The organism is Actinospineispora spinosispora DSM 44797 (genome assembly GCF_000429025.1).
In the GTDB taxonomy this organism is placed as follows: domain Bacteria; phylum Actinomycetota; class Actinomycetes; order Mycobacteriales; family Pseudonocardiaceae; genus Pseudonocardia; species Pseudonocardia spinosispora.
Genome location: NZ_KE386835.1, coordinates 447,774 through 471,674, shown reverse-complemented (window position 1 = coordinate 471,674; position 23,901 = coordinate 447,774). Strand labels below are relative to the sequence as shown.

Here is a 23,901-nt window from a genome sequence, read left to right as displayed (position 1 = left end):
GGGAGGATGGGGGCCTCACCCCGAAACTGTCTAGGAGGCCATCCGGTGCGACGCGCTGGTCACGGTGCGCGATGGTTGCTGTTGGCCGTCGTGTTGGCAGTGCTCGCCGGGTGCTCGAACACCCCGCCGCCGCAGACCGGACCACTTCCGCCGCCGCCTCCGCCGGTCAATCCGGCCAACCCGATGGACGGCAGCCGGCAGATGATCGTCGGGGTGGACGATCTCGGGCCGGGGTTCAACCCGCACCTGATCTCCGACCTGTCCGACGTGTCCACCGCCGTGGCGTCGCTCGTGCTGCCCTCGGTGTTCCGGCCCGCCAAGGACGGCCAGCTGCTGCTGGACCCGACCGTGGCCAGCAGCGCGAAGGTGACCTCGACCGCCCCGTTCACCGTCAGCTACGAGCTGGCGCTGGGCGCGTCCTGGTCGGACAACGCGCCGATCGCGGCCGAGGACTTCGTCTACCTGTGGCAGCGGATGCGCGCCGAGCCGGGGGTGCAGGACTCGGCGGGGTACCGGCTCATCACCGACGTGCGGTCGCGCGCGGGCGGCAAGGCCGTCGACGTCGTGTTCTCCCAGCCCTACCAGCAGTGGCAGACGCTGTTCTCGAACCTGCTGCCCGCGCACGTGCTCAAGGACGCACCGCAGGGGTGGCGGGGGGCGCTCGCCGAGAGCATCCCGCTGTCCGGCGGCCCGTTCCTGGTCCTCGCGGTCGACCGGGCGCGCGGCCAGATCGTGCTCGCCCGCAACGACCACTACTGGGCGACCCCCGCGGCACTGGACAGTCTCGTGCTGCGCCGCTCGGACACCACCAGCATGCTCGACGGCCTGCGCGGGGGCGACCTGCCGATCGTGCAGACCTGGGCTGACGCCAATGTGGCGACCGCGCTGCAGCAGCTGGGCTCGTCGGCGCGTGTGCAGAAGGTCGCGCAACCGATCATGGTCCAGCTGGGTATGCGCACCGACCAGGGTGTGCTGACCGACGTGCGGATCCGCCAGGCCGTCGGCGCGATCCTCAACCGCGACACCCTGATCAACATCGGGACCGGGAACGGTGCCGGTGGGGTCCGGGACGACGCGCAGCTCCTGGCGCCGTCCGAACCCGGCTACCACCCGACCGCTCCGGCGGGCGCGCCGATCCACCCGGACCCGGCGCTCGCCGCCCGGCTGCTCACCTCCGCCGGGTACGTGCGGGACGCGGCGGGAAAATGGACGCTGCTCGGGGCACCGTTGAAGATCACCGTCGGGGTGCCGAGCGGTCGTGACCGGTTCACCGAGATCGGCATGGAGATCCAGCGTCAGCTGACCGCGGCGGGGGTCGAGGCGACGCTGGTCACCGCGGCCGGGGCGTCGCTGTTCGCCGACCCGACCGTCGTCCCGGTTCCGCCGACGACCTCGCCGAGTGCGTCGCCGAGTGCGTCCGCTGGACCGCCCCTCGCCACCGCGGCGGAGGGCGCGCGGCCGCTCGCCACCGGTGGCGGCCAGATCCCGGCGGGTCTTCCGGCTCAGCCGGGTATGCCCGCGCAGCGGCCGGGCCAGCGGCCCGCGCCGACGCCCTCACCCGCCGCGTTGTCGACCACGGTTCCGTCGACGCCCCCCGGACCCAGCTCGTCCGCCGCCGCCGCGCCCGCGCCGGCAGGGGTGACGGTGGACCTCGAGGTCATGCCCCGATCCGTCGGTGGGGACCTGGCCACCACCGCGGTGTCGAACTACGGGTGCCCGCCCGGCATGGCAGGGGTCGCGCAGCCCGCTCGCAACCCCACCGGGTTCTGTCTCACCTCGCTGCAGCCGACCCTGGATGCCGCGTTGACCGGGGGGTTGAGCCCCGCGCAGGCTTCCGCCGCGATCGAGACGGTTCTGTGGCAGCAGCTGCCCACGATTCCGCTGTTCCAGATCGTGACGACGGTGGCGAGCACGCCCAAGGGCGACGACGCGACCGGGCACATCGGGGCGGGGCCGTTGACCGTGGGGCCGTTCGGGTCCGCCGCCTCGTGGCAGGCGATTCCCAAGGCACCTCGGTAGGTGTTGTGGCTGGGTCCAAGGCATCTCGGCTTCGCCGTCGACTCGTGAGTGGCAAGGGCGCCTATAGGCGCCCGGATCACTCACGACGGAAAAGCTGTCGTGAGTGATCCGAGCGCCTACGCCTTCGGCGCCCCTCCGGGGTAGACGCCCTTGCCACTCACGTGAGGGGGTGGTGGCAGGCCGCCCTGTGGCCTTCGGGGGAGAACTCGCGCATGGTGGGTTCCTCGGTGGCGCAGAGGTCTGTTGCCAGGGGGCAGCGGGTTCTGAAGCGGCAGCCTGACGGTGGGTGCAGGGCAGAGGGGAGTTCTCCTCGAACCGAGACCGTTCGGTCCTGTGCACCGGGGATCGTGTCGATCAAGCCGCGCGTGTAGGGGTGCGCGGGTGTTGTGTAGACCTGCTCGGTGGGGCCGATCTCGACGAGTTTGCCCAGGTACATGACGCCGATGCGGGTGGACAGGTAGCGCACCACGGACAGGTCGTGCGAGATGAACACGTAGGTGAGCTGGTGGTCGGCCTGCAGCCGGCGCATCAGGTTGAGGATCTGCGCCTGCACCGACACGTCCAGCGCGGACACCGGTTCGTCCGCCACGATCAGCTTTGGTCGTAGCGCGAGCGCCCTGGCCAGGCCGATGCGCTGACGCTGACCGCCGGAGAACTCGTGCGGGTAGCGGTTCGCCGCGCTGGTCGGCAGACCGACCTCGTCCAGCAGCTCCGCGACCTGCTTCTCCTGTTCGGCTCGGGTGCCGCGATGCTGGATGGCCAGCGGCTCACCGATGATCGACCGCACCCGCATGCGCGGGTCGAGCGAGGCGTACGGGTCCTGGAACATCAGCTGGAAGTCCTGGCGACGGCCGCGCAGCTGACGCGCGGACTGCCCGGTGATCTCGGCGCCGTCGAAGGTGATCGAACCGGACGTCGGGGTGTCGGCGGCGACGAGCAGCCGCGCGATCGTGCTCTTCCCGCAGCCCGACTCGCCGACCAGCCCGAACGTCTCACCGTGACGCACGTCGAAGGACACGTCGGCGACCGCGCTGACCGCGCCGATCCTGCGGTGCAGCACACCGTTCGAGGTGACCGGGAAGTCGCGGACGAGGTGTTCGACCTTCAGCAGCGGCTCGGCGTGCGCGGCCACCGGCTGGGCCCGCCGCAGCGTCGGGTTCGGACTGGACTGACGAGTCTCGTCCAACGGGTGGAAGCAGGCGAACGAATGGTCCTCGCCGGTCAGCGGGGGTTCGGAGAGCAGGCACTCGTCGGTCGCGTAGCCGCAGCGCGGCGCGAACCGGCAGCCCGGCGGCGGATCGGTGAGGTCCGGCGGCAGCCCGGGGATCGCGTAGAGCGAACGGTCGGGCTCCACGTTGTCCGGGAGCGCGCGGAACAGCGCCTCCGTGTACGGGTGCTTCGGGTCGTCGAACAGCTCACGGGTGCTGGAGGTCTCCACGACCTTGCCCGCGTACATGACCGCGACCCGGTCGGTGTGCCCGGCGATGACCCCGAGATCGTGGGTGACCAGGATCAGCGCCATCCCGAGCCGGGCGCGCAGATCGTCGATCAGATCCAGGATCTGGCGCTGGATCGTGGCGTCCAGCGCGGTCGTCGGCTCGTCGGCGATCAGCAGCTCCGGTTCGCAGGCCAACGCCATGGCGATGACGACGCGCTGACGCATTCCGCCGGACAGCAGGTGCGGGTAGGAGTCGAGGCGTTCCTTGGCTCGCGGCAGCCCGACGAGCTCGAGTACCTCCTCGGCGCGTGCCCTGGCCTGCGCCTTGGTGACGTCCCGGTGCAGCAGCACGGTCTCGGCGATCTGGTCGCCGATGGTAAGGCACGGGTTCAGCGAGGTCATCGGGTCCTGGAAGATCATCCCGATGCGGTTGCCCCGGATCGACCGCATGCCCGCCTCGTCCAGGCCCGCGAGGTCCTGCGAGCCGAACGTGATGGACCCGCCCGCGATCCGGCCGCCCTTGGGCAGTAATCGCATGATGGACAGCGCGGTCATGGTCTTGCCGCAGCCGGACTCGCCGACGATGCCGAGGCTCTCGCCGGCGCCGACGGTCAGCGAGACGCCGCCGACCGGGTGCGCGGTCGAGTGGCGCAGCGCGATGTCGGTCCGCAGATCGGTGAGGGTCACCATGGGAGTCATCGGGTCACCTCTTCCTCAGGCGGACTTCGAACGAGTCGCGCAGCGCGTCGCCGATGAGGTTGAACGCGACCACCACCAACACGATCGCCAGGCCCGGCGGATAGATGAGCCACCAGTAGCCGTCGTAGGTGTAGTTGATGCCGTTGGACAGCATGTCGCCCCAGTTCGCGGCGGGCGGCGGGATGCCGAGACCGAGGAAGCTCAGCGCGGCGACGATCAGAATCGCGTCGGCTACCTGGAACGTCGCGTTCACCACGACGGTGCCGATCGCGTTCGGCGTGATGTGCCGCAGCACCGCCCGCCACGGTCCACCGCCCATCAGCCGCACGGCCGCCACGTAGTCGCGGGTGCGCAGCGTCAACGCCTGACCTCGGACCAGCCGGGCCGGTCCCAGCCACGAGATCAAGGCGATGACCAGCACCAGCAACCCGACGGTCGGGCGGGCGATCGAGGCGAGGAACAGCAGCAGGAACAGCGAAGGGACCGCGAGCAGCGCGTCGACGACCCGCATCATGATCGCGTCGACGAACCCGCCCGCGTACCCGGCGATCGCGCCCCACAGCGTGCCGAACGCGGTGCCCAGCGCCGCCGCGGCGATGCCGACCTCCAGGGACGACTGGCCGCCGAGCATGAGCCGTCCGAGCTGGTCGTAGCCGACCTCGTTGGTGCCGAGCAGGTGCGCGGCGGACGGCGCCAGGGTCGACTCGGACAGCTCGATGTGTGTCTGGTCGGTGTGGTAGACGAGCGGGCCCAGGTAGCAGAACGCGACGAACAGTACGACGATCCCCACACCCACGACGGCGAGGGGGTTCTCCAGGAACGAGGCGAGGAAGCGAGAACGTGTGGTGGGTTCCTGCGCGGGCGTCGAGTCAGCGGGAACAGCGGTCATGCATACCTCACCCGGGGGTCGAGAACGGCATAGGCCAGGTCGGCGAGCAGCGACCCGAGCACGGTGACGACACCGACGAGCACGGTGATGCCGAGCATGATCGGGTAGTCCTGGGTCTGCGCGGCGGTCCAGAACAGCTGACCCATGCCGGGGAAGTTGAACACCGCCTCGGTGATCAGCGCGCCGGAGAAGATCGTCGGCAGGGACAGCCCGAGCAGCGTGGCGATCGGGATCAGCGAGTTCGGCAGGACGTGGCGCACCAGCACGGTCCGCTCGTCGGCGCCCTTGGCCCGTGCGGTGCGCACGTAGTCCTCGGCGAGGCTCTCGATCACCGAGGACCGCATGTACCGGGAGAACTGCGCGATCGTCAGCAGCGACAGGGTCAGTACCGGCAGTATCAGCCCGGCCGGCTGCGAGAGGATCACCAGGATCGACGAGCTCTGCGGTGCCTCCGCCGGAAGGATCGGCAGATACACCGAGAACACCACGATCAGCACCACACCGAGGAAGAACGGCGGGGTGGCGTAGAAGACGAACGCCCAGAAGGTGATCGCGTAGTCGGTCGGCTCGTTGCGCCGGACCGCCTGAGCCATGCCCAGCGGGATCGCCACGATCAGCGCCAGCACGGTCGACAGCACGGTCAGGATCAGCGTCTTCGGCAGCCGCTCGCCGATGAGCGAGACGACCGGCTGGTTGAACTTCACCGAGAAGCCCAGGTTGCCGGTGACCAGCTGGGTCAGCCAGTCCCAGTACTGCACCGGCAGCGGGCGGTCGTAGCCCATGCGGTGGTTGAAGTTCTCGATCGCCACCGCCGTGGCCCTTGGCCCGAGCAGCGCGCGAGCCGGACCGCCGGGCAGCAGGTGCAACAGGATGAAGACGATCACGGTGACGAGCAGAACGACGACAAGGGACTGCAACAGCCGCCGAGAGAGGAATCCGGTCATCTGATGTAGTACCAATCCTCGGGGGTGATGCTCAGGTACGGGTTCTGCGGGGTGACTCCCTTGAGGTTGTTGGCGATCTCGGTGGCCTGGTAGTCGTAGTTGGGCTGCCAGATGGCGGGCAGGGTGATCGAGCCGTACCGGGCGTAGGCGGTCATCGCGTCCGGTGAGTCGCTGCGCTGGGCCGCCGCGAGCAGCTCGTCGAGCTTCGGGTCGGAGAAGCTGCCCTGGTTGGAGCCCGCGCCGGTGCCGAAGATCTGTTCACCGGTGGGGTAGAAGCCGGGGTTGAACACCCAGCCGGCGCCCCAGTTGTTCATCTGCCACTCGCAGTCCGGCTTGCCGGTCTCGCACGGGATCGACGTGCCGATGACCGTGTTGAACGGCGCGCCCTGCAGGTCGATCTTGAGGCCGATCTTGGCCGAGGAGGACTGCACCTGCTGCATGGCGAGGGAGACCTGCGGTTTGCCGGTCGCGTACATCATGCGGAACTGCAGCCGCGCGCCCGCGTCGATGCCGGGGCCGCATTGGTCGGGTCCGGTGCCGGGGCGCTGACAGACGCCGACGCCGTCGAACGGGGTGCTCCAGCCGTGGTCGGCCAGCAGCGTGCGCGCCCGGTCCGGGTTGTAGGCGAACGGGTTCGGCTCGGTCTGCGCGTTCGCGTACGGGTTCGGCGGTGAGATCGGCACCGGTCCGGTCGTCGGGGTGCCGTACCCGTGCACCGCCGCCTTGATGATCGAGCGCTGGTCGACGAGCGATTCGAGCGCCTGCCGGAAGTACTGCTGCCGGAAGATCGGCCCCGCCGTGGCGTTGTTGCTGTTCAGCACGAAGTAGTTGACCGAGAGGCTGTACCAGCGGTCGAGCGTGTAGTTGCTGGACAGCGGGTTGTGCCCGACCACCTGGCCGTCCGGGATGACCGGCGCGTTCTCCAGCGGCAGGTAGCCGACCTGGATGGAGTTGTCGCCCGAGCGCAGCACGTTGTACTCGGCCGCGTTGTCGGAGAACGGTGCCTCGTCGAACTGGTCCAGCTTCGGTTTGTTCGGACCCGAGTAGGAGGGGTTGGGCACGAAGCTGATGTTGCCGTCGGCGTTGAAGTACTTGAGCTTCCACGGACCGTCGACGACCTGCCACAGCGGGTTCGTCGCGTAGTCGTTGAGGCTCTTGGCCTGCTCGGTGAGGTACTCGTACACGGCAGCGCAGTCGCTGATGCGGTGCGAGCAGTCGGCGGGACCGGTCGCGGTGCGGTCCCAGGCCTTCGGCATCGGGGTGATCTGGGACAGCTCGTTGTAGGTGAACCATTTCGCGCTGTAGGACTGGTTCAGCCGGAACGTCACCTGGGTCGGCGAGTCCGCGGTGACCGAGACGATGTCGTCCGGGATGCCGCCGGGCACGTAGGCGCCCCAGTTCACCTTCTGCGCCTTCATCATGTTCATCCAGAACACGACGTTGTCCGCGCTGACCTTCGTGCCGTCCGACCAGGCGTAGTCACGCAGCCGGACCGTCACCGTCCGGTTGTCGTCGGCGAACGTCGGCTGGTCGGCAAGGCTCAGCCGGTCATTGAGCACGGGCTGGCCGTTGTCGCCGAACCAGTACATCGGGCGGTACAGGTGGTACTGCAGGTTCGACACGTTGACGACGCTGAAGTACTCGGTGCCCATGAACGGGAAGATGTAGTTCGGCGTCGTGTTCGCGGGCAGCGCGAACGTCGCGGTTCCACCGCGCACCGGCTGGCCGGTCGACGGGGTCGACTGACCCGCGCAGCCCGCCAGCAGAGCGATGACCAGCGCTGATACCACCAACGCGGCTCTACGCGCGCTCATGCGCACCGCGGCACCCCCCAAGGTAACTCGTCAGTAAGGGGATATGGGACTCGCTGTCGTGCCGGTGCGCAACCTGAGCTTGCCAGTTTGCGCATCAGTCAGTGGATGGGGTGACAAGCGTGAGTCAAGGTCATAACCTGCCCCCGCATACGCGCTGAGCGAACAACCGCGCCATGATGGGCGCCACACACAGGGGGAAGGGCGCTGCTATGCCGAGACTCAGGAGTGTCGCCGTTCTGGCGGCGGTTGCACTGGTACTGGCGGGCTGTGGTGGCGGCAGCGGAGGCTCCGGGGGCGACGACGTCAGCCGTGAGCAGGACCTGACCCCGGCCGCGATCGGCGCGACGGACCAGCCGTTCTCCCGACCGAAGGTCCCTGACATCGGCGACATCTCGGTGTCGATCGAGGAGACCTTCCAGGACTACAACAACAACATCGGCTCCGCGAACAGCATCGCCAACCAGTACTTCATCCCACTGTGGACGCCCTCGCCGTACTACGTGGACAGCGACTTCAGCCTGAAGATCGACAAGGACTACATGGAGTCGGTGACCGTCAAGTCGACCGATCCGCAGGTCATCGAGTACAAGTGGCGCCCGGATGCGGTCTGGTCCGACGGTGCACCGGTCGGCTGCAAGGACATGTACCTGCTGTACCTCGCGGCCGCGACCCCGGTGAAGATCAACGGTTCGCCCGCGTTCGACTCGGGTCCGGCCGGCTACGACCAGATCTCCAAGTTCGACTGCACACCGGACGGCAAGACCGTCACCGTGACCTTCAAGACGCCGTTCGCCGACTACCGGGGCCTGTGGTCGGTCGCGTCCCAGGCGGGTGGCCAGCTGCTGCCGGCGCACATCCTGGAACAGCGCACCGGCATCCCGGACATCACGAAGGTGCCGGTCGACTCCGACACCCCGGAAGTACGTAAGGCCGCGGAGTTCTTCACCAAGGGGTGGAACGACTTCAACCCGGCGGTGGACCTGTCCGCCGGTCCGTTCATCCTGCAGAGCTCGGTGCGCAACCAGCAGGTCGTGCTGGTGCGCAATCCCAAGTGGTGGGGAAACCCCGCCGGCCCGGCCAAGCTCACGGTCAGGGCGGTGACCGACTCCCAGGCCATGGTTCAGCAGCTGCTGAACAAGGAGGTGCAGGTCATCGCGCCGCAGGCCGACTCGACGGTCGCCGAGCAGGTCCGTGCGGGCGGTGACTTCACCGTGTTCGCCCGGGGTGGCCAGACCTACGAGCACGTCGATTTCAACATGGCCCGCCCGTTGTTCCGCGACCATCCCGAGCTACGGCACGCGGTCGCCGCGTGCGTGAACCGGCAGGACATCGTCGACAAGCTGATCAAGAGTGTCGACCCCAAGGCGAAGCCGCTGGGCAACTTCCTGATCAACCCCAACGAGGCCGGCTACCAGGACCACTACGCCGGCGTCGGCACCGGTGACGTGAACGCGGCCAAGAAGCTCATGGAGGACGCGGGCTGGAAGCTCGGCCCGGACGGCGTCTACGCGAAGGACGGCCAGCGGGCCAGCTTCAAGGTCGGGCACAAGCTTGTCGACCGGCGCAACCAGACGGTGCAGCTGATGGCGGGCAGCTGCAAGCCGGCCGGTATCGAGATGACCGACGGTGGCGGCCAGGCGTTCAACGACCAGCAGCTTCCCGCCGGTGACTGGGACGCCGCGCTGTTCGCCTGGGTCGGCTCGTCCACGAAGTTCACCGTCACGCCGAACTACCAGAGCAAGGCCGTCGGCGGGGTCGCCAACTACGCGAGCTACAGCAACCCCCAGGTCGACGAGCTGTTCAACAAGGCGAACTCGCAGCTGGACTTCGCCCAGCGGATGGCAACGCTCAACCAGATCGACGACATCATGGCCAAGGACATGTTCAGCCTGCCGCTGTTCCAGCTCACCGACTTCTCCGCATCCGACCGGGCGTACTCGCCGGTGAGCTACGTGGGCGCGACCGGCGGGGTCATGTGGAACGCGTTCGCCTGGACGAAGACGCAGTAGCCCGATGCTGCACTACACCATCCGGCGGGTACTGATCGCGATCCCGCTGCTCATCGTGGCGTCGGTGCTGACGTTCGGGCTGACCACGCAGATGGGCGACCCGCTGGAGGAATGGAAGACCCTCCAGCCTCGGACACCGGACCAGGTCGCCGCCGAGTACCACCGGATCGGCTGGGACCGCTCGCTCCCGGAGCGCTACATCGACTGGGCCGGTGGCTTCGTCACCGGGGACTGGGGCACCACGATCATCCCCGGCAACGGCGTCGTCGACGTGCGTACCGAGATCGGGCGCGCGCTGTGGGTGACGTTGAAGCTGGTGATCGTCGCGGAAGTGCTCGCCCTGTTGATCGGCATGGCGATCGGGGCGCTGGGCGCGGTCAAGCAGTACTCGCTGTTCGACTACGCGGCCACGGGTGCGGCGTTCCTGATGTTCTCCATGCCGCTGTTCTGCGTCGCGGTGATGCTGAAGTTCGGTGGGATCGAGCTGAACAACTGGCTGGAGAACCTCGGGCTGGGGCGCTGGATCGTCACCGCCGGGCCGCCACCGGGCGGGTTCAGCGGTGGGTTCGGCAAGCTCGTCTACCAGTACACCGGTGCCTACATCCTGCCGGTGCTGTCGTTGATCGCGATCCAGTTCGCGCTGTTCAGCCGGTTCCAACGAGCGTCGATGCTGGACACGCTGAACGCCGACTACGTGCGGACCGCGCGGGCGAAGGGGCTCGGTTCGGCGCGGGTGGTCGTCCGGCACGCGCTGCGCAACGCGCTGATCCCGGTGATCACCGTGTTCGCGCTGGACCTCGGCGTGCTGATCGGCGGCGCGGTGATCACCGAGACGGTGTTCGGCTGGCGCGGTATGGGGGCGCTCATCGTGGACTCGATCACCAAGAGGGAACCCTGGATGGTTCAGGGCTGGATGATGGCCACCGCCATCGTGATCATCGCGTTCAACCTGATCGCCGACCTGGTGTACGCCTACCTCGACCCGAGGATTCGCCTTGGTTGACCTCATCCCGTCGGCCGGCGCGGACGCCACCGGGTTCGCCGACAGCCAGGCACGCTCCCAGGCCAAGACCGTGCTGCGCCGGTTCCTGCGGCACAAGGCCGCCGTGCTCGGCATGGCCCTGTTCGCCCTGCTGTTGTTGTTCGCCTTCGTCGGACCGTTGATCTGGACGGTCGGCCTGTCGCCGGGCCCGGATGCCAAGGCGCTTCCCGGTGGGGCGCACCCGTTCGGCTCCGACCGGATCGGCCGCGACATGCTCGCCGCCGTCATCTCGGGGACGCGGCTGTCACTGCAGATCGCGCTGACCGTCGCGGCCATCTCGACGCTGCTCGGCGTGGTGCTCGGCGCGCTCGCCGGCTATCTGAAGGGCTGGACGGACACCGCGATCAGCCGGCTGATCGACCTGATGCTGTGCATCCCGTCACTCGTCGTGACCGCGGTGCTGGCCAGGCAGTCGTTCAGCGTGGCACCGTCCGCGCAGAACCAGAGCAACTGGCTCACCGTGGCGCTGGTGCTGGCGCTGTTCACCTCGTGGTTCCCGATCGCGCGGACCATGCGAGGCATGGTGCTCTCGCTGCGGGAGAAGGAGTTCGTCGAGGCGGCGCGGGCGCTCGGGGCGTCGACCAACCGGATCGTGTTCAAGCACATCCTGCCGAACACCGTGGACGTCATCATCGTGAACGCGACGGTCACCGTGGCGCAGGCGGTGCTGCTGGAGTCGGCGCTGTCGTTCATCGGGCTCGGCGTGCAGCGCCCGGACGCCTCGCTCGGGCTGCTGATCAACGAGAACAAGAACGAGCTGGCCACGCTGCCCTGGCTGTTCTGGTTCCCGTTCGTGTTCATCGTGCTGATCTCGTTGTCGGTGAACTTCATGGGTGACGGTCTGCGCGACGCGTTCGACCCCCGTCAGCGGAGGGTCCGCGCATGAGCCTGCTGGAGGTCGAGGACCTGTCGGTGGACTTCGGCACCGACGACGGTGTCGTGCACGCCGTGCGGAACGTGTCGTTCTCGCTGGAATCCGGCGAGGTGCTCGGGATCGTGGGGGAGTCCGGTTGCGGCAAGTCGGTGTCCGCGAGCGCCATCATGGGGCTGCTGCCGCGTACCGCGACCGTGCACGGCTCGATCCGGCTCGGCGGGCAGGAGATGGTCGGACGCTCGGCGAAGGAGCTGCGGACACTGCGCGGCAACCGGGTGGCGATGATCTTCCAGGACCCGATGACCTCGCTGAACCCGGTCCTGCAGGTGGGCTGGCAGCTGGCAGAGGCGTACCGGGCGCACCACAAGGTGTCCGGCAAGGTGGCCCGCGCGAAGGCGGTCGAGGCGCTGGACCAGGTCGGTATCCCGCAGCCGGACCGGCGGGCGAAGCAGTACCCGCACGAGTTCTCCGGCGGCATGCGGCAGCGCGCGATGATCGCGATGGCGCTCATCAACGAACCCGAGCTGATCATCGCCGATGAGCCGACCACGGCGCTGGACGTGACCGTGCAGGCACAGATCCTGGACACCCTGCTGCGGCTGTCCACCGGCAGCGGCGCGTCGATCATGCTGATCACCCACGACCTCGGTGTGGTCGCCGGGACCGCGAACCGGGTGCAGGTCATGTACGGCGGCACGGTCGTGGAGACGGCGTCGGTCGACGAGCTGTTCGCGCATCCCCGCATGCCGTACACGGTCGGTCTGCTCGGCTCGGTGCCCAACCCGGACCAGGTCGGCAAGCGGCTCACCCCGATCCACGGCGCGCCGCCCTCGCCGCTGCACCTGCCGCCGGGGTGTTCGTTCGGCCCGCGCTGTCCGCTCGTGCACGCGGGCTGTCTGGAGTCGGAGCCGCAGCTGTTCGACGTCGGGACCGACCACTGGTCGCGTTGTTACCGGTGGAACGAGCTGAGCGGCGACCGGACCGCACGCGAGCTGTTCGACCAAGCCGAGATCGGGCTGGGCGAAGCTCCGGCCGCTGACCTGGTGGCACCGGGGGAGGAACAATGAACGGCTCGAGCACCAAACCCTTGCTGGCCATCCGCGACCTGGTCAAGGACTTCCCGGTCCGAGGTGGCGGGATCATCCCGCGCACCGTGGGCCAGGTCCGCGCGGTCGCCGGGGTGTCGCTGGACATCCGGTCCGGTGAGACGGTCGGGCTGGTCGGCGAGTCGGGCTGCGGCAAGTCGACGGTCGGGCGCTGCATCCTGCGGCTGCACGAACCGACGGCGGGCTCGGTCGTGTTCGGCGGTGAGGAGCTCACGACCGCGTCACCGGCCCGGATGCGCGCGCTGCGCAAGGACATCCAGATCGTCTTCCAGGACCCGTACGCCTCGCTCAACCCGCGCTGGACGGTCAACCGGATCGTCTCGGAGCCGTTCGAGATCCACGGCCAGGCCGAGGACGTCCAGTACAAGGTCGACGAGCTGCTGCAGACCGTCGGGCTCAACCCGGAGCACCGCAACCGCTACCCGCACGAGTTCTCCGGCGGCCAACGCCAGCGCATCGGCATCGCCAGGGCGCTCGCGCTGCGGCCCCGGGTGGTGATCCTGGACGAGCCGGTGTCCGCGCTGGACGTCTCGGTGCAGGCCGGTGTGGTGAACCTGCTGGCCGAGCTGCGCGAACGGCTCGGCGTGGCGTACCTGTTCATCGCGCACAACCTGTCCGTGGTTCGGCACATCTCGGACAAGGTCGCAGTCATGTACCTCGGCAAGATCGTCGAGACCGGCACCCGCGAGCAGATCTACGGCGGCGCGCGCCATCCCTACACGCAGGCGCTGCTGTCCGCGGCGCCGCTGCCGGACCCGGTGGCGGAACGCTCGCGCAAACGGATCGTGCTGACCGGCGACGTGCCCAGCCCGGTGAACCCGCCGTCCGGCTGTCGCTTCCGCACCCGCTGCTGGAAGGCCCAGGACCTCTGCGCCGAGGTGGAGCCCCCGCTGGAACAGGACGCCGAAGGCCACCAGACGGCCTGCCACTTCCCCGAACCCCTGGCCCAGGCAACCCGGCGATCAGCTTGATCCAGCCCCATCAACCTCGCTGCCATCACGTCGCAAACCTTCATGTCGTGTCGCAGATGCTGCAGTGTCTGCGACGCAGCATCAGAGTCTGCGAAGTGTCGCCGGTGCCGCTGCACGTAGGCTTCGCCGGTGTCTGATCGGATTCCCCGCGCTCGGCGTCGGTTGTTGTTGGTGCATTCCCATCCGGACGACGAGTCGATCACGACCGGCGGCACGATCGCGCGCTACTGCGCCGACCCTGACACCCACGTCACGCTCGTGACCTGCACCCTCGGCGAGCAGGGCGAGGTGATGGTGCCGGAGCTGGAGGGGCTGGTCGCGGAGCAGGCCGACCAGCTCGGCGGCTACCGGATCGGTGAGCTCAGAGCCGCTGCCGCCGCGCTCGGACTGTCGGACCAGCGTCTCCTCGGCGGTATCGGACAGTGGCGCGACAGCGGCATGGTGGTCGCCGACGGTGTGCACGCCGCCGCGCCGCCGCCCGAGTTGCTGCACCCGAGGGCACTGTCCTCCGCCGAGGCCCGCGATGCGCAGATCGCCGCGCTGGCGCGGATCATGGACGAGGTGCAACCGCAGGTCGTGGTCGGCTACGACCCGGGCGGCGGATACGGGCATCCTGATCACGTGCGGGCACACGAGATCACCATGGCCGCCTCGGCCGCGACGAGCAGTGTGCGCAAGATCTACTGGACGGTCACCCCGCACTCCGACATCCAACGCGGGCTCGACGAGCTGGTCGGCGCCGAGCAGGAGGGTCTGCCGTGGCGGCTGGCGAAGGCCGGTGAGCTGCCCAGCGTGCCGGACCAGACGATCAGCACCAGACTGGACGTCGAACCGTGGCTGCCGGCGAAGGTCGCGGCGCTGCGCGCGCACGCCACCCAGCTGACCGTGTGGCAGTCCGGTACCCGGCTGGCGTGGGCGTTGACGAACGAGATCGCCCAGCCGCTGCTCCGGAACGAATGTTTCACGCTCGTCGACACGGACGGTTCGCCCCGGCCGGTGACCGGTGAGACCGACCTCTTCGACGGAATCGAGGTGCGATGAACGCCCACGACACCCTGGACGACTGGGCGCCGCCGGACGAGCGGATCAACGACCTGATGATCCTGGGCCTGCTCGTCGTCGACGCGGTGCTGCTGGCCATCCTGGAGCTGGTCTTCGTCACGTTCATGATCGGTGCATACCCGGTTCCGATCAGCGCGCTGGTCGCGCTGGTCACCACCCCGTGGCTCATCCGCAGGGCCGGTGAGCTGTCCGAGGGCACCCTCGGCGCGAGCGGGCCGATCCTCGCCTGGGCGGTCACCATCTGTGTCCTAGGTCTCCTCGGGCCGGGCGGAGATGTGATGCTTCCCGGCACCTGGCCAGCATTGTTGCTGGTCATCGCCGGTTTGGTGCCTGGCGCCTACGTGCTGGGTCGAGTAATCAAGGAGAAGCAGGGCTAGCCTGCGGAGCGTGACTACACAGACGGACAGCCCGGTCGACTGGGTCGGCGAGCACATCAAGCGGTACGTCGAGTCAGACGGCGCCGAGGGCCACGACTGGCGCGGTTACCCCACGCTGTTGCTCACCACCACGGGTCGCAACACCGGCGCCCAGCGCCGCACCGCGCTGATCTACGGCACCGACGGTGACCGCTACCTCCTGGTCGCCTCGCACGGCGGCGCGCCGGAGCACCCGAACTGGTACCGCAACCTGCTGGCCAACCCCGAGGCGCAGCTGCAGGTCTGGGCGGAGAAGTTCACCGTGACCGCACGTACCGCGCGCCCGGAGGAGAAGCCCACCCTGTGGCGCAACATGATCGAGGTCTACCCGCCCTACGGCGAGTACCAGGGCAACACCGACCGCGACATCCCGGTCGTCATCCTCGAACGCGTCTGAACCCTCGTGAGTGTTGAGTGTGGCCATAGCCACACTCAACACTCACGAGGTCGGGGGGGCGTAGGTACTGGTAGCGGTGGTGGACGGTGAAGCCGAGCCGCCGGTAGAGCGCGATCGCGGGCTCGTTGTGCTCGGAGACCTGCAGTACGCACCACTCACCGCCCCGGGGGCGGGACCAGTGCGCGGCAGCGGCCATCAGCGCCGTGCCAAGGCCGCGCCGGCGGTACCGGTCGTCGACCTCGAGCCGGGAGATGAACAGGTGGTCCTCCAGCACGACGGCTCGGACGGCGCCCACCACCTCGCCGTTGGTCCGCGCCGTGCCGAACCCGGTGTGCGTGACGTCGGGTGCGAGTAGAACCTGACGCTGCGGCTCGCTGATCGGATGGTCACCGGACAGCTCCCACCAGCCGTCACCGGGCTCGTCGTCGATGCTCAGCGTCATTCTCGCGACGGACCCGTCCGGGAGTTCATCCAGCGGGGCGACCAGCACCGCGACGTTCGCGCCGGCCGGATGGTCGGCGTGCAGCACCCAGCCATGGCCGGTGATCGCGCGCTGCCACGGGGTGTCGATCGCCACCTGCACCAGCGGGCGCAGTTCGTGCGCATGCGCGAACTCGACGACCTGGGACAACGCGTCCGCGATCGGCACACCGGGATCACCGACGGCCAGCGCCGAATTCGCGCGACCGGTGAACCCACCGGCCGCCCGGAGCCGCCACCCGCCCAACTCGCGGACCAGCGGCGCGGGCCAGGCGTCGGCGCACAGGTACTCCAGCCGCGCGATCGCACCCAGCGACGCGCGTCGGGGTCGCGCCGGTGGAATCGCCCGGACCGCAACGACCGCATTCCGCTCGACCCGCACCACACCGCGCCGCGTGTGCACCAGCACCGCGACCGGCCCATCGTCGGTCAGCTCGCCGACCGAGTCGGTGAACAGCGGTCGGCCGTCGTCCGTGGCGACCCGGTGCCGCAGTGCGACCCGCCGCCCGATCAGTTCGTCCACGCTGGCCACCCGACAGATCTTGCCTCACCGACATCGTCTGAGTCACAGTGATTGAGGACCACCTCAGTGCACAAAGACTGATATGAACAGACATACTGACGCGTAGAACTGTGATGAGTGCGCAGCAACCCCACCGCATGGAGTAAACGCCGTGACCTATGTGATCGCCGAGCCGTGTGTCGACCTCCTCGACAAGGCGTGCATCGAGGAGTGTCCGGTCGACTGCATCTACGAGGGCGGGCGGATGCTCTACATCCACCCCGACGAGTGTGTCGACTGCGGAGCTTGCGAGCCGGTCTGTCCCGTGGAGGCCATCTACTACGAGGACGACGTGCCGGACCAGTGGAAGGACTACACGAAGGCGAACGTCGACTTCTTCGCCGAGCTGGGTTCGCCGGGTGGCGCGTCCAAGGTCGGCAAGATCGAGCGCGACGTCTCGCCCGCCGCCGAGCTTCCCCCGCAGGAGCACGACGAGTGAGCCACGAGTGACGGAAGCCCGACGACTGCCGGACTTCCCCTGGGACTCGCTCACCGACGCAAAGGCTCGAGCCGCCGCCCACCCGGGCGGCATCGTGGATCTGTCCGTCGGTACCCCGGTCGACGAGGTACCGACGGTCATCACCTCGGCAGCCGCCTCGCAGCCCGCGCAAGCTCCGGGATACCCCGCCACCTGGGGGACCCCGGAGCTCCGGTCGGCGGTCACCGATGCGATGCACCGCCGCTACGAGGTGTCCGGGCTCGACCCGGACGCGGTGTTGCCGACCATCGGGTCCAAGGAGATGGTGGCCTGGCTGCCGACCCTGCTGGGGCTGCGCCCCGGCGACGTGGTCGGAGTGCCCGAACTGGCCTACCCGACCTATGAGGTGGGCGCACGCCTTGCCGGCGCGGACGTGATCCGTGCCGATTCGACGTTCGCCCTGGGTCCGGGACCGGTCCGGTTGCTCTGGCTGAACTCCCCGTCCAACCCGACCGGCCGGGTGCTGCCCGCCGAGCACCTGCGCAAGGTCGTGGACTGGGCGCGGGAGCGCGGCACGATCGTGGCGTCCGACGAGTGCTACCTGGCGCTGTCCGATCCCGGTGACGGTGCCGTGTCGGTGCTGCACGAGTCGGTGAGCGGCGGTGACCCGACGGGCCTGCTCGCGGTGCATTCGCTGTCCAAGTCGTCGAACCTCGCGGGTTACCGCGCCGGGTACGTCACCGGTGACCCCGCGCTGGTCGCACAGCTGCTGGAGGTGCGCAAGCACGCCGGCATGATCGTGCCGAGGCCGGTGCAGACCGCGATGGTCGCCGCGTTGACCGACGACGACCACGTGCACCGGCAGTGGCAGCGCTACCGCTCCCGCCGGGAGCGGCTGCGTGCCGCGCTCGTCGGGTTCGGGCTGAAGATCGAGCACTCCGAGGCCGGGCTGTACCTGTGGGCGACCGCCGGTGAGCAATGTCGGTTGACCGTGGGCCGTCTCGCGGAGCACGGTGTCCTGGTGGCACCTGGAGAGTTCTACGGCCCCGCCGGAGCGGAACATGTCAGGGTGGCGGCGACCGCCACCGACGAACGGATCGACGAGGCGGTACGCCGGCTGCAGCCGCCGGAGTGACCGGGCTCGACGAGCGCCCCACGAGTCAGGCGGGGCGACCGCCGGTCCGCGCCGCGATGGTGCTGCTCGGGATTCTGCTTCTCGCGGTCAACCTGCGCGCCGGGTTGTCCGCCTATCCGCCGCTGCTCGAAACGGTCCGCGACGCCCTCGGTATCTCGGCGGGCGCCGCCGGGCTGGTGCAGTCCAGCGCGCTCGTGATGATGGGTGTGGGTTCGTTCGTCGCGCCGTGGCTCGGCCACCGGCTCGGCTGGGAACGTGCGCTCGGTGCGTCGGTGGGGGTCGTGGCCCTCGGGAGCCTGCTGCGGATCGTCCCCGCGCTCTGGTCGCTGCTCGCCGGCAGTCTGCTCGTCGGGCTGGGTATCGGTCTCGCCGGTGTGCTGCTCGCGGGTGTGGTGAAGCACCACATGGCCGACCGGGCGGGCACGGTGACCGGCGCCTACTCGGTGTCGATGCTGATCGGCGCGACCGTGTCCGGTGCGGCCGCGGTCCCGTTGGCCGTGGGACTGGGCGGTTGGTCGGTCTCCATGGCGGTCTGGGCGGCGCCCGCCGCGTTGGCGACTGGGCTGTGGTGGCCGCTCGCCCGCAGGTTCCGCCGCACGACGGAGGAACGTTCGGCAGGTTCGCGGCTGCCGTGGCGCAACCGGTTCGCGCTGCTGGCGACGCTGTACATGGCGATGAGCTCCAGCCAGTTCTACGGCTGGCTCACCTGGCTCTCGCCGTACTACGAGGCCCTCGGCTGGACGAACCAGCGGGCCGCGCTGCTGCAGGCACTGTGGACCATCGTGCAGCTCCCGGTCGCGTTCGTGGTGTCCGCGCTCGCCGAACGACGGCGCCGCTGGGTGTTCTGGGTGTCTTCGACGCTGATCTGCGGGCTGGTCGGCCTCGTCGGCGCGCTGGTGTTCCCGCAACCGCCGATCATCGGCGCGTGGGGTTGGGTCGTGCTCAACGGCATCGGCGCCGGTGCCAGCTTCGCACTGGGCCTGTCGATCATCTCCTGGCGGAGCCGGGACGCGGCGAGCGCCGGTGCGGTGACCGGGCTGGCGCTCGGCATCGGCTATCTGACGGCGGCCGCGGCGCCGCTGGTGATGGGCCTGCTGCTCGACCTGACCGGCGGTTTCAAGGTGCCGTTGGGTCTGCTGGTCGCGGCGGCCCTGCTGCAGCTGCTGGCCACGGTGCTGATCGGCAACCCGCCCCGCTCGGTCCCAGACGAACCAGCGGCGCCGCCCTGCTGCTAGCTGTGCGTCCGGCGCATCTCCGATGACTTCGCACACCGTGGTGTCGCGTCGCACACGTCCGGACATGTGCGACGCGACACGACGGTGTGCGAAGTGCGCCTGCCGGCGTCAGCCCGCCGCGGTGTGCGTGGCCGCGGCCCAGGCTTCGAGCGTGGCGCGGGCCGCGCCGCTGTCCACCGCTCGGGACGCGACCGCGAGCGCCGCCCGGAAGCGCTCCAAGAGCGGCTGCTGGAACCGGGTGGGTTCAGCGGACAGCTCGGCCGCGACGATCCCGGCCGCCGCGTTCAACAGCACGACGTCCCGCACCGCGCCGCTGTCGCCGTCCAGGACCGTGCGCGCCACCGCCGCGTTGTACTCGGGCCCCTCGCCCAGGAGAGCCTCGATCGGGACCAGGCCGATACCGAGGTCGCGCGGATCGAGATCGTGTTCCCTGATCGCGCCCTGGCTGACCTCCCACAGGTGGCTGTGTCCCGTGGTGGTGAGCTTGTCGATGCCGTCGTCGCCCCGGAAGACCAGCGCGGTCGCGCCCCGGGTCTGGAACACACCGGCGATGAGCGGCGCCCGGTCGGCATTGGCAACACCCACGGCCGACGCCTCCGGACGTGCCGGGTTGCACAGCGGCCCGATCACGTTGAACAGGGTGGACACGCCCATCTCCCGGCGAATACCGCTGACGTGGCGGAACCCGGGATGCAGCAGCCCGGCGTTGGCGAAGGTGATGCCGACGGTGTGGAACACCTCGGCAGCCTGCGCCGCACTGAGATCGGTGCGGACACCGAGCGCGGAAAGGAAGTCCGAGGCGCCGGAGGAGGAGCTGGCCTTGCGGTTGCCGTGCTTGACGACCGGCACACCGGTCGCCGCCGCGACGATCGAGGCGACCGAGGAGATGTTGAGCACCGCGCCGTACGGGTCACCGCCGGTACCGACGATGTCCAGTACCGAGGACGGTACGTCCAGCCGCTCGGCGGCACTCAGCACGGCGTCGCGGAACCCGACGATCTCGTCGACCGTCTCGCCCTTGACCCGCAGGCCCATCAGGAACGCCGCGATCTGCGCCGGCGTCGCGTCACCCGCGATGATCTGCCCCATCGCCCAGGTGGACCACTGGATGGACAGATGCGAGCCGGTCGCCAGCGTCTCGAGAACGCGGGGCCAGCTGATCTCGGAAGCCACTCCTCAGAGCTCTTCGGCCCGCTCCACGACCTTCAGCCAGGCGTCCCACCACAGCGTGCGCAGGTGCTCCGCGCGCGTGTACTCGCGTTCGATCATGCGACCGGCGACGAGTGCGACCGAGGGGGTGATGTCGGTGTGCAAGCGCGCGACGATGTCGCGGACCCGGTCCTGCGCCACACAGGCGTCCTGGTGGTCGCCCAGCACCTCCTGCAGCCCGGCGGTCGCCGACAGCAGCCTGCGCACCGGACGGCCGAGCGCCGGTTCGGCCAGCTCACCGGTGTAGCGCAGCCGCTTGCCCTTGATCCGCAGCGCGTGCAGCACCGCGTCCGGCGGGTTCTCGCCCGCCTTACGGACCGCCTTGGCCAGCGACCGGTACTCGGCGCGCACCAACTCGACCAGCTCCGGACGGTTCTCGGTGGCCGACCGGCTGGGCAGCGGCAGGCGGATCGCATCCGCGAGCTGCTCCAGCAACGTCGTGTAGCGGGGTGCGTTGAGCGCCGTGAGCATGTCGCGGCGGGCGAGCATGTACTCCTCGTCCAACGCGCCGATCAGCGTCTCGGCCGCCGCGGGATCGTCGCCGGGCAGATCGGCGGCCAAACCACGCAGCCGGGGCAGAAGTACGTCCAGGTCACGCACCGGACCGAGGGACCGGCCCAGCCACCCCAGCTCGGCGCGCAGCCCGTCGGACCACTCGGCATCCAGCAGCGGACGCGCGGCCTTCAGCGCGGCACGCATGCGACGCACCGAGACACGCATCTGGTGCACGTCCTCGACGTCGGCGCCGATGCGGGCCCCGGGGTCGTGGGACAGCAGAGCGCGCAGCCGGGTGTCCAGCGCGACCCTGACGTGATGCACGGGGGAGTCGGAGGGCGCCGCGGTGAGCGGCTCGGGCAGCCGCAGCAGGGCGTCCAGCGACGTTGCGCGATGACCGAGGCGCGAGGTGCGCAGCGGGATCGGCGGGATGCGGGTCGGTGACATCACCGTTCCAGAGTAGGAGGGATGAAGAATCAGTCGTTGGCGTGCAGCGTCGCGTTGAGCTCGACGGTCTGCCCGGCGCGTGGACGGACCTCGACCGCGCCGGTCAGCGAGTTGCGCAGGTACAGCAGACCGGACTCACCGGACAACTCCGAGGCCTTGACCGCCGAACCATCCGGAAGAGTGATCTTGGTGCCGGCGGTGACGTACAGACCGGCCTCGACGACGCAGTCGTCGCCGAGGGAGATGCCGACACCGGCGTTTGCGCCGATCAGGCAGCGGTCGCCGACCGAGATGACCTCTTTGCCGCCGCCGGACAACGTGCCCATGATCGATGCGCCGCCGCCGACGTCCGAGCCGTCACCGACCACGACCCCGGCGGAGATCCGCCCCTCGACCATCGAATGGCCGACGGTGCCGGCGTTGAAGTTGACGAAGCCCTCGTGCATGACCGTCGTACCCGACGCCAGGTGCGCGCCCAGCCGCACGCGGTCGGCGTCAGCGATCCGCACGCCGGACGGCACGACGTAGTCGACCATCCTCGGGAACTTGTCGACGCTGTAGACGGTGACCGGACCACGGGCTCGCAACGCGGCCCTGACCAGCTCGAAGCCGGCGACGGCGCACGGCCCGTGGTTCGTCCACACGACGTTGGCGAGCAGGCCGAACTGGCCGTCCAGGTTGACCGTGTGCGGTTGCACGATGCGGTGGCTCAGCAGGTGCAGCCGCAGGTAGACGTCCTGGGCGTCGGCGGGCGGCTGGGCGAGCGAGTCGATCGAGGTGCGTGCCTCGACCAGCTCGACGTCCCTGGCCTCGTCCCGGCCGAGCAGCGCCCGCAGGGCGGCCGGGAGCTCCGGCGCGGGGCCGTCGCCCAGTTCCGGATTCGGGTACCAGGTGTCCAGGACGGTGCCGTCCGAGGCCAGTGTGGCGATACCGGCGCCGTGCGCGCCTTCCGTGAGATGCACGGAAGGCACGCTATCTCAGCGACGTCGGCGCGCGGTCGACCGGTCAGCTCTGTGAGCTGGCCAACTCCGCTTTGACCTCGGCGAACGACGGGTTGGTCGCGGTCCGTCCGCTCGGGTACAGCAGCGTCGGGACGGTCTGGTTGCCGCCGTTGACCTTCTCGACGAAGTCGGCGGCCTCGGCGTCGCGCTCGATGTTGATCTCCCGGTAGGTGATGCCCGCCTCGTCCAGCTGAAGCTTGAGCCTGCGGCAGTAGCCGCACCAGGTGGTCGAGTACATCGTCAGTTCGCTCATACAACCTCCAACGTCGGAGCCCGCGCGGAGCTTCCCGAACGCGAGCGGAGCCACAACCTGCCGCTACTGAGCCTTCCAGTCCGCGTTCGCGCCGCAGATCACCAGGCAGGGCATCCCGCCCGGGACCTGTCCGGCCAGCCAGGCGGCCAGCGGCGCGGCGGCCGCTGGCTCGACCGCGATGCGGAGCTCCTCCCACAGCCGGTCCCGCGCCGACAGCAGCTGCTCGTCGCTGACCAGCAGCGACTCCACGTCGTGGCCGCGCAGAACGGCCAGCGGCAACTCACCGATCCGGCTGGCGCCCAAGGCCGACGCGGCGATCGAGTCGACCGGGGAGTCGACCGGGGTGCCGGCGGCCAGCCCGTCGTGCACGGCGCGGCAGTTCGTGGGCTCGACCGTGACCGTCGTGCGGTCGCCGATCGCCAGCGCGGTGCCGGCGGCCAACCCACCGCCACCTGCCGCGACCACGACCGAGTCGACCTCGGGGGCGTCCTCGACGATCTCGACGCCCAGGGTGCCCTGGCCCGCGACCACGGCCGCGTCGTCGTAGGGGTGGACGAACCGGTGCCCGGGCTGGGCGGCGAACTCCGAGGCGGCCTCGGCGGCTTCGGCGACGGTGCTGCCGTGGCGGATCAGCCGGGCGCCGGCCGCCTCGATGTACCGGGCCTTCATCGCGGGCACCGACTCGGGGACGAAGACCGTCGCGGCCATGTCCAGCAGCGCGGCCGCGGTGGCGACACCGAGGCCGTGGTTGCCACCGGACGCGGCCACCACGTGATCGGTGGGCGAGCCGGTGAGCAGGCCGTTCAGGGCGCCGCGCAGCTTGAACGAACCACTGCGCTGGAGGTACTCGAGCTTGAGCACGAGTGCGCGGCCGTCGATCTCGGTGTGCATCACAGGTGTCCGTCGTGCGTAGCGCCCGATTCGCTGGGCTGCGGCGTGGACGTCGGTTGATGTCAGTACCGGAGCGACAGTGGTCATGAACTCCA

The 23,901-nt window shown here is 69.4% G+C and carries 22 protein-coding genes; 12 read left to right on the top strand and 10 right to left on the bottom strand.

Annotated elements, in window-relative coordinates; all coding sequences use genetic code 11:
* The first annotated feature begins 45 nt into the window (after nucleotides 1-45).
* Nucleotides 46-2,019, top strand: coding sequence for an ABC transporter substrate-binding protein (locus tag G406_RS0135860; protein WP_028937564.1), 1,974 nt, complete (start codon nucleotides 46-48; stop codon nucleotides 2,017-2,019).
* 157 nt (nucleotides 2,020-2,176) lie between these two features.
* Here the strand turns inward: G406_RS0135860 and G406_RS0135855 are convergent, their stop codons facing one another.
* The 4 genes from G406_RS0135855 to G406_RS0135840 are packed head-to-tail and all read right to left on the bottom strand — an operon-like array spanning nucleotide 2,177 to nucleotide 7,803.
* On the bottom strand, nucleotides 2,177-4,156 hold the full coding sequence (locus G406_RS0135855; protein ID WP_028937563.1) for an ABC transporter ATP-binding protein: 1,980 nt from the start codon (nucleotides 4,154-4,156) through the stop codon (nucleotides 2,177-2,179).
* Between the two features lie 4 nt (nucleotides 4,157-4,160).
* Nucleotides 4,161-5,045: an ABC transporter permease gene (locus G406_RS0135850; protein ID WP_028937562.1), complete on the bottom strand. Its 885-nt coding sequence runs from the start codon at nucleotides 5,043-5,045 to the stop codon at nucleotides 4,161-4,163.
* On the bottom strand, nucleotides 5,042-5,989 hold the full coding sequence (locus G406_RS0135845) for an ABC transporter permease (protein WP_028937561.1): 948 nt from the start codon (nucleotides 5,987-5,989) through the stop codon (nucleotides 5,042-5,044). Before G406_RS0135845 ends, G406_RS0135850 begins: the two co-directional genes overlap by 4 nt.
* Nucleotides 5,986-7,803, bottom strand: coding sequence for an ABC transporter substrate-binding protein (locus tag G406_RS0135840; protein WP_084216628.1), 1,818 nt, complete (start codon nucleotides 7,801-7,803; stop codon nucleotides 5,986-5,988). Before G406_RS0135840 ends, G406_RS0135845 begins: the two co-directional genes overlap by 4 nt.
* Before the next feature lie 209 nt (nucleotides 7,804-8,012).
* On the opposite strand from G406_RS0135840, the gene G406_RS0135835 reads away from it, so the two are divergent.
* The 8 genes from G406_RS0135835 to G406_RS0135800 all read left to right on the top strand — a co-directional run bounded on the left by G406_RS0135835 (nucleotide 8,013) and on the right by G406_RS0135800 (nucleotide 15,680).
* Nucleotides 8,013-9,812, top strand: a complete 1,800-nt coding sequence (locus G406_RS0135835; protein ID WP_028937559.1) for an ABC transporter family substrate-binding protein — start codon at nucleotides 8,013-8,015, stop codon at nucleotides 9,810-9,812.
* Between the two features lie 4 nt (nucleotides 9,813-9,816).
* Entirely contained in the window at nucleotides 9,817-10,815 is a 999-nt protein-coding gene (locus tag G406_RS0135830; protein WP_028937558.1) for an ABC transporter permease, read from the top strand.
* Nucleotides 10,808-11,740 (top strand): ABC transporter permease, encoded by a 933-nt coding sequence (locus tag G406_RS0135825; RefSeq protein WP_028937557.1) that lies wholly within the window; start codon nucleotides 10,808-10,810, stop codon nucleotides 11,738-11,740. The genes G406_RS0135830 and G406_RS0135825 overlap by 8 nt, the downstream gene beginning before the upstream one ends.
* Nucleotides 11,737-12,795 carry an ABC transporter ATP-binding protein gene (locus G406_RS0135820; protein ID WP_028937556.1) on the top strand — a complete coding sequence of 353 codons (1,059 nt, stop codon included), beginning with the start codon at nucleotides 11,737-11,739 and terminating at the stop codon, nucleotides 12,793-12,795. The genes G406_RS0135825 and G406_RS0135820 overlap by 4 nt, the downstream gene beginning before the upstream one ends.
* On the top strand, nucleotides 12,792-13,805 hold the full coding sequence (locus G406_RS52015) for an ABC transporter ATP-binding protein (RefSeq protein ID WP_037080266.1): 1,014 nt from the start codon (nucleotides 12,792-12,794) through the stop codon (nucleotides 13,803-13,805). Before G406_RS0135820 ends, G406_RS52015 begins: the two co-directional genes overlap by 4 nt.
* Nucleotides 13,806-13,934: 129 nt before the next feature.
* Nucleotides 13,935-14,846 carry an N-acetyl-1-D-myo-inositol-2-amino-2-deoxy-alpha-D-glucopyranoside deacetylase gene (mshB, locus tag G406_RS0135810; RefSeq protein ID WP_245607335.1) on the top strand — a complete coding sequence of 304 codons (912 nt, stop codon included), beginning with the start codon at nucleotides 13,935-13,937 and terminating at the stop codon, nucleotides 14,844-14,846.
* The gene (locus G406_RS0135805; RefSeq protein WP_051343138.1) at nucleotides 14,843-15,244 is read left to right on the top strand and encodes a hypothetical protein; all 402 of its coding nucleotides are present in this window, start codon (nucleotides 14,843-14,845) and stop codon (nucleotides 15,242-15,244) included. The genes mshB and G406_RS0135805 overlap by 4 nt, the downstream gene beginning before the upstream one ends.
* A gap of 10 nt (nucleotides 15,245-15,254) precedes the next feature.
* Nucleotides 15,255-15,680 (top strand): nitroreductase family deazaflavin-dependent oxidoreductase, encoded by a 426-nt coding sequence (locus G406_RS0135800; RefSeq protein WP_037080263.1) that lies wholly within the window; start codon nucleotides 15,255-15,257, stop codon nucleotides 15,678-15,680.
* Here G406_RS0135800 and G406_RS52010 read toward each other — a convergent pair.
* The gene (locus tag G406_RS52010) at nucleotides 15,661-16,692 is read right to left on the bottom strand and encodes a GNAT family N-acetyltransferase (RefSeq protein WP_051343137.1); all 1,032 of its coding nucleotides are present in this window, start codon (nucleotides 16,690-16,692) and stop codon (nucleotides 15,661-15,663) included. The two genes, G406_RS0135800 and G406_RS52010, sit on opposite strands and share 20 nt — an antisense overlap.
* A gap of 142 nt (nucleotides 16,693-16,834) precedes the next feature.
* Between G406_RS52010 and fdxA the strand changes: the two genes are divergently transcribed.
* The 3 genes from fdxA to G406_RS52005 are packed head-to-tail and all read left to right on the top strand — an operon-like array spanning nucleotide 16,835 to nucleotide 19,510.
* Nucleotides 16,835-17,161: a ferredoxin gene (fdxA, locus tag G406_RS0135790; RefSeq protein ID WP_028937552.1), complete on the top strand. Its 327-nt coding sequence runs from the start codon at nucleotides 16,835-16,837 to the stop codon at nucleotides 17,159-17,161.
* A gap of 7 nt (nucleotides 17,162-17,168) precedes the next feature.
* Nucleotides 17,169-18,275: a succinyldiaminopimelate transaminase gene (dapC, locus tag G406_RS0135785; RefSeq protein ID WP_028937551.1), complete on the top strand. Its 1,107-nt coding sequence runs from the start codon at nucleotides 17,169-17,171 to the stop codon at nucleotides 18,273-18,275.
* Entirely contained in the window at nucleotides 18,272-19,510 is a 1,239-nt protein-coding gene (locus tag G406_RS52005) for an MFS transporter (protein ID WP_245607334.1), read from the top strand. The genes dapC and G406_RS52005 overlap by 4 nt, the downstream gene beginning before the upstream one ends.
* Nucleotides 19,511-19,618: 108 nt before the next feature.
* On the opposite strand, the gene trpD is transcribed toward G406_RS52005, so the two are convergent.
* From trpD to G406_RS0135755, 5 genes are all read right to left on the bottom strand, one after another.
* Nucleotides 19,619-20,683 (bottom strand): anthranilate phosphoribosyltransferase, encoded by a 1,065-nt coding sequence (trpD, locus tag G406_RS0135775; RefSeq protein WP_028937550.1) that lies wholly within the window; start codon nucleotides 20,681-20,683, stop codon nucleotides 19,619-19,621.
* A gap of 3 nt (nucleotides 20,684-20,686) precedes the next feature.
* Nucleotides 20,687-21,661: a CHAD domain-containing protein gene (locus G406_RS0135770; RefSeq protein WP_084216627.1), complete on the bottom strand. Its 975-nt coding sequence runs from the start codon at nucleotides 21,659-21,661 to the stop codon at nucleotides 20,687-20,689.
* A gap of 29 nt (nucleotides 21,662-21,690) precedes the next feature.
* A complete protein-coding gene (gene dapD / locus G406_RS0135765) occupies nucleotides 21,691-22,632 on the bottom strand; it encodes a 2,3,4,5-tetrahydropyridine-2,6-dicarboxylate N-succinyltransferase (RefSeq protein WP_028937548.1) in 942 nt (313 codons plus the stop codon).
* A 34-nt stretch (nucleotides 22,633-22,666) separates the two neighbouring features.
* Nucleotides 22,667-22,915: a mycoredoxin gene (locus tag G406_RS0135760; RefSeq protein WP_028937547.1), complete on the bottom strand. Its 249-nt coding sequence runs from the start codon at nucleotides 22,913-22,915 to the stop codon at nucleotides 22,667-22,669.
* Between the two features lie 63 nt (nucleotides 22,916-22,978).
* Nucleotides 22,979-23,893, bottom strand: a complete 915-nt coding sequence (locus tag G406_RS0135755) for a serine/threonine dehydratase (RefSeq protein WP_156935331.1) — start codon at nucleotides 23,891-23,893, stop codon at nucleotides 22,979-22,981.
* Nucleotides 23,894-23,901 lie beyond the last annotated feature (8 nt).

Excerpts from the sequence above, each read along its gene's own strand:
- G406_RS0135755 (WP_156935331.1), bottom strand. The coding sequence starts at position 23,893 with ATGACCACTGTCGCTCCGGTACTGACATCAACCGACGTCCACGCCGCA.
- G406_RS0135820 (WP_028937556.1), top strand. The coding sequence starts at position 11,737 with ATGAGCCTGCTGGAGGTCGAGGACCTGTCGGTGGACTTCGGCACCGAC.
- G406_RS0135805 (WP_051343138.1), top strand. The coding sequence starts at position 14,843 with ATGAACGCCCACGACACCCTGGACGACTGGGCGCCGCCGGACGAGCGG.
- G406_RS0135830 (WP_028937558.1), top strand. The coding sequence starts at position 9,817 with ATGCTGCACTACACCATCCGGCGGGTACTGATCGCGATCCCGCTGCTC.
- G406_RS0135855 (WP_028937563.1), bottom strand. The coding sequence starts at position 4,156 with ATGACTCCCATGGTGACCCTCACCGATCTGCGGACCGACATCGCGCTG.
- G406_RS0135850 (WP_028937562.1), bottom strand. The coding sequence starts at position 5,045 with ATGACCGCTGTTCCCGCTGACTCGACGCCCGCGCAGGAACCCACCACA.
- G406_RS0135770 (WP_084216627.1), bottom strand. The coding sequence starts at position 21,661 with ATGTCACCGACCCGCATCCCGCCGATCCCGCTGCGCACCTCGCGCCTC.
- G406_RS0135845 (WP_028937561.1), bottom strand. The coding sequence starts at position 5,989 with ATGACCGGATTCCTCTCTCGGCGGCTGTTGCAGTCCCTTGTCGTCGTT.
- G406_RS0135835 (WP_028937559.1), top strand. The coding sequence starts at position 8,013 with ATGCCGAGACTCAGGAGTGTCGCCGTTCTGGCGGCGGTTGCACTGGTA.
- G406_RS0135840 (WP_084216628.1), bottom strand. The coding sequence starts at position 7,803 with ATGAGCGCGCGTAGAGCCGCGTTGGTGGTATCAGCGCTGGTCATCGCT.
- G406_RS52015 (WP_037080266.1), top strand. The coding sequence starts at position 12,792 with ATGAACGGCTCGAGCACCAAACCCTTGCTGGCCATCCGCGACCTGGTC.
- G406_RS0135760 (WP_028937547.1), bottom strand. The coding sequence starts at position 22,915 with ATGAGCGAACTGACGATGTACTCGACCACCTGGTGCGGCTACTGCCGC.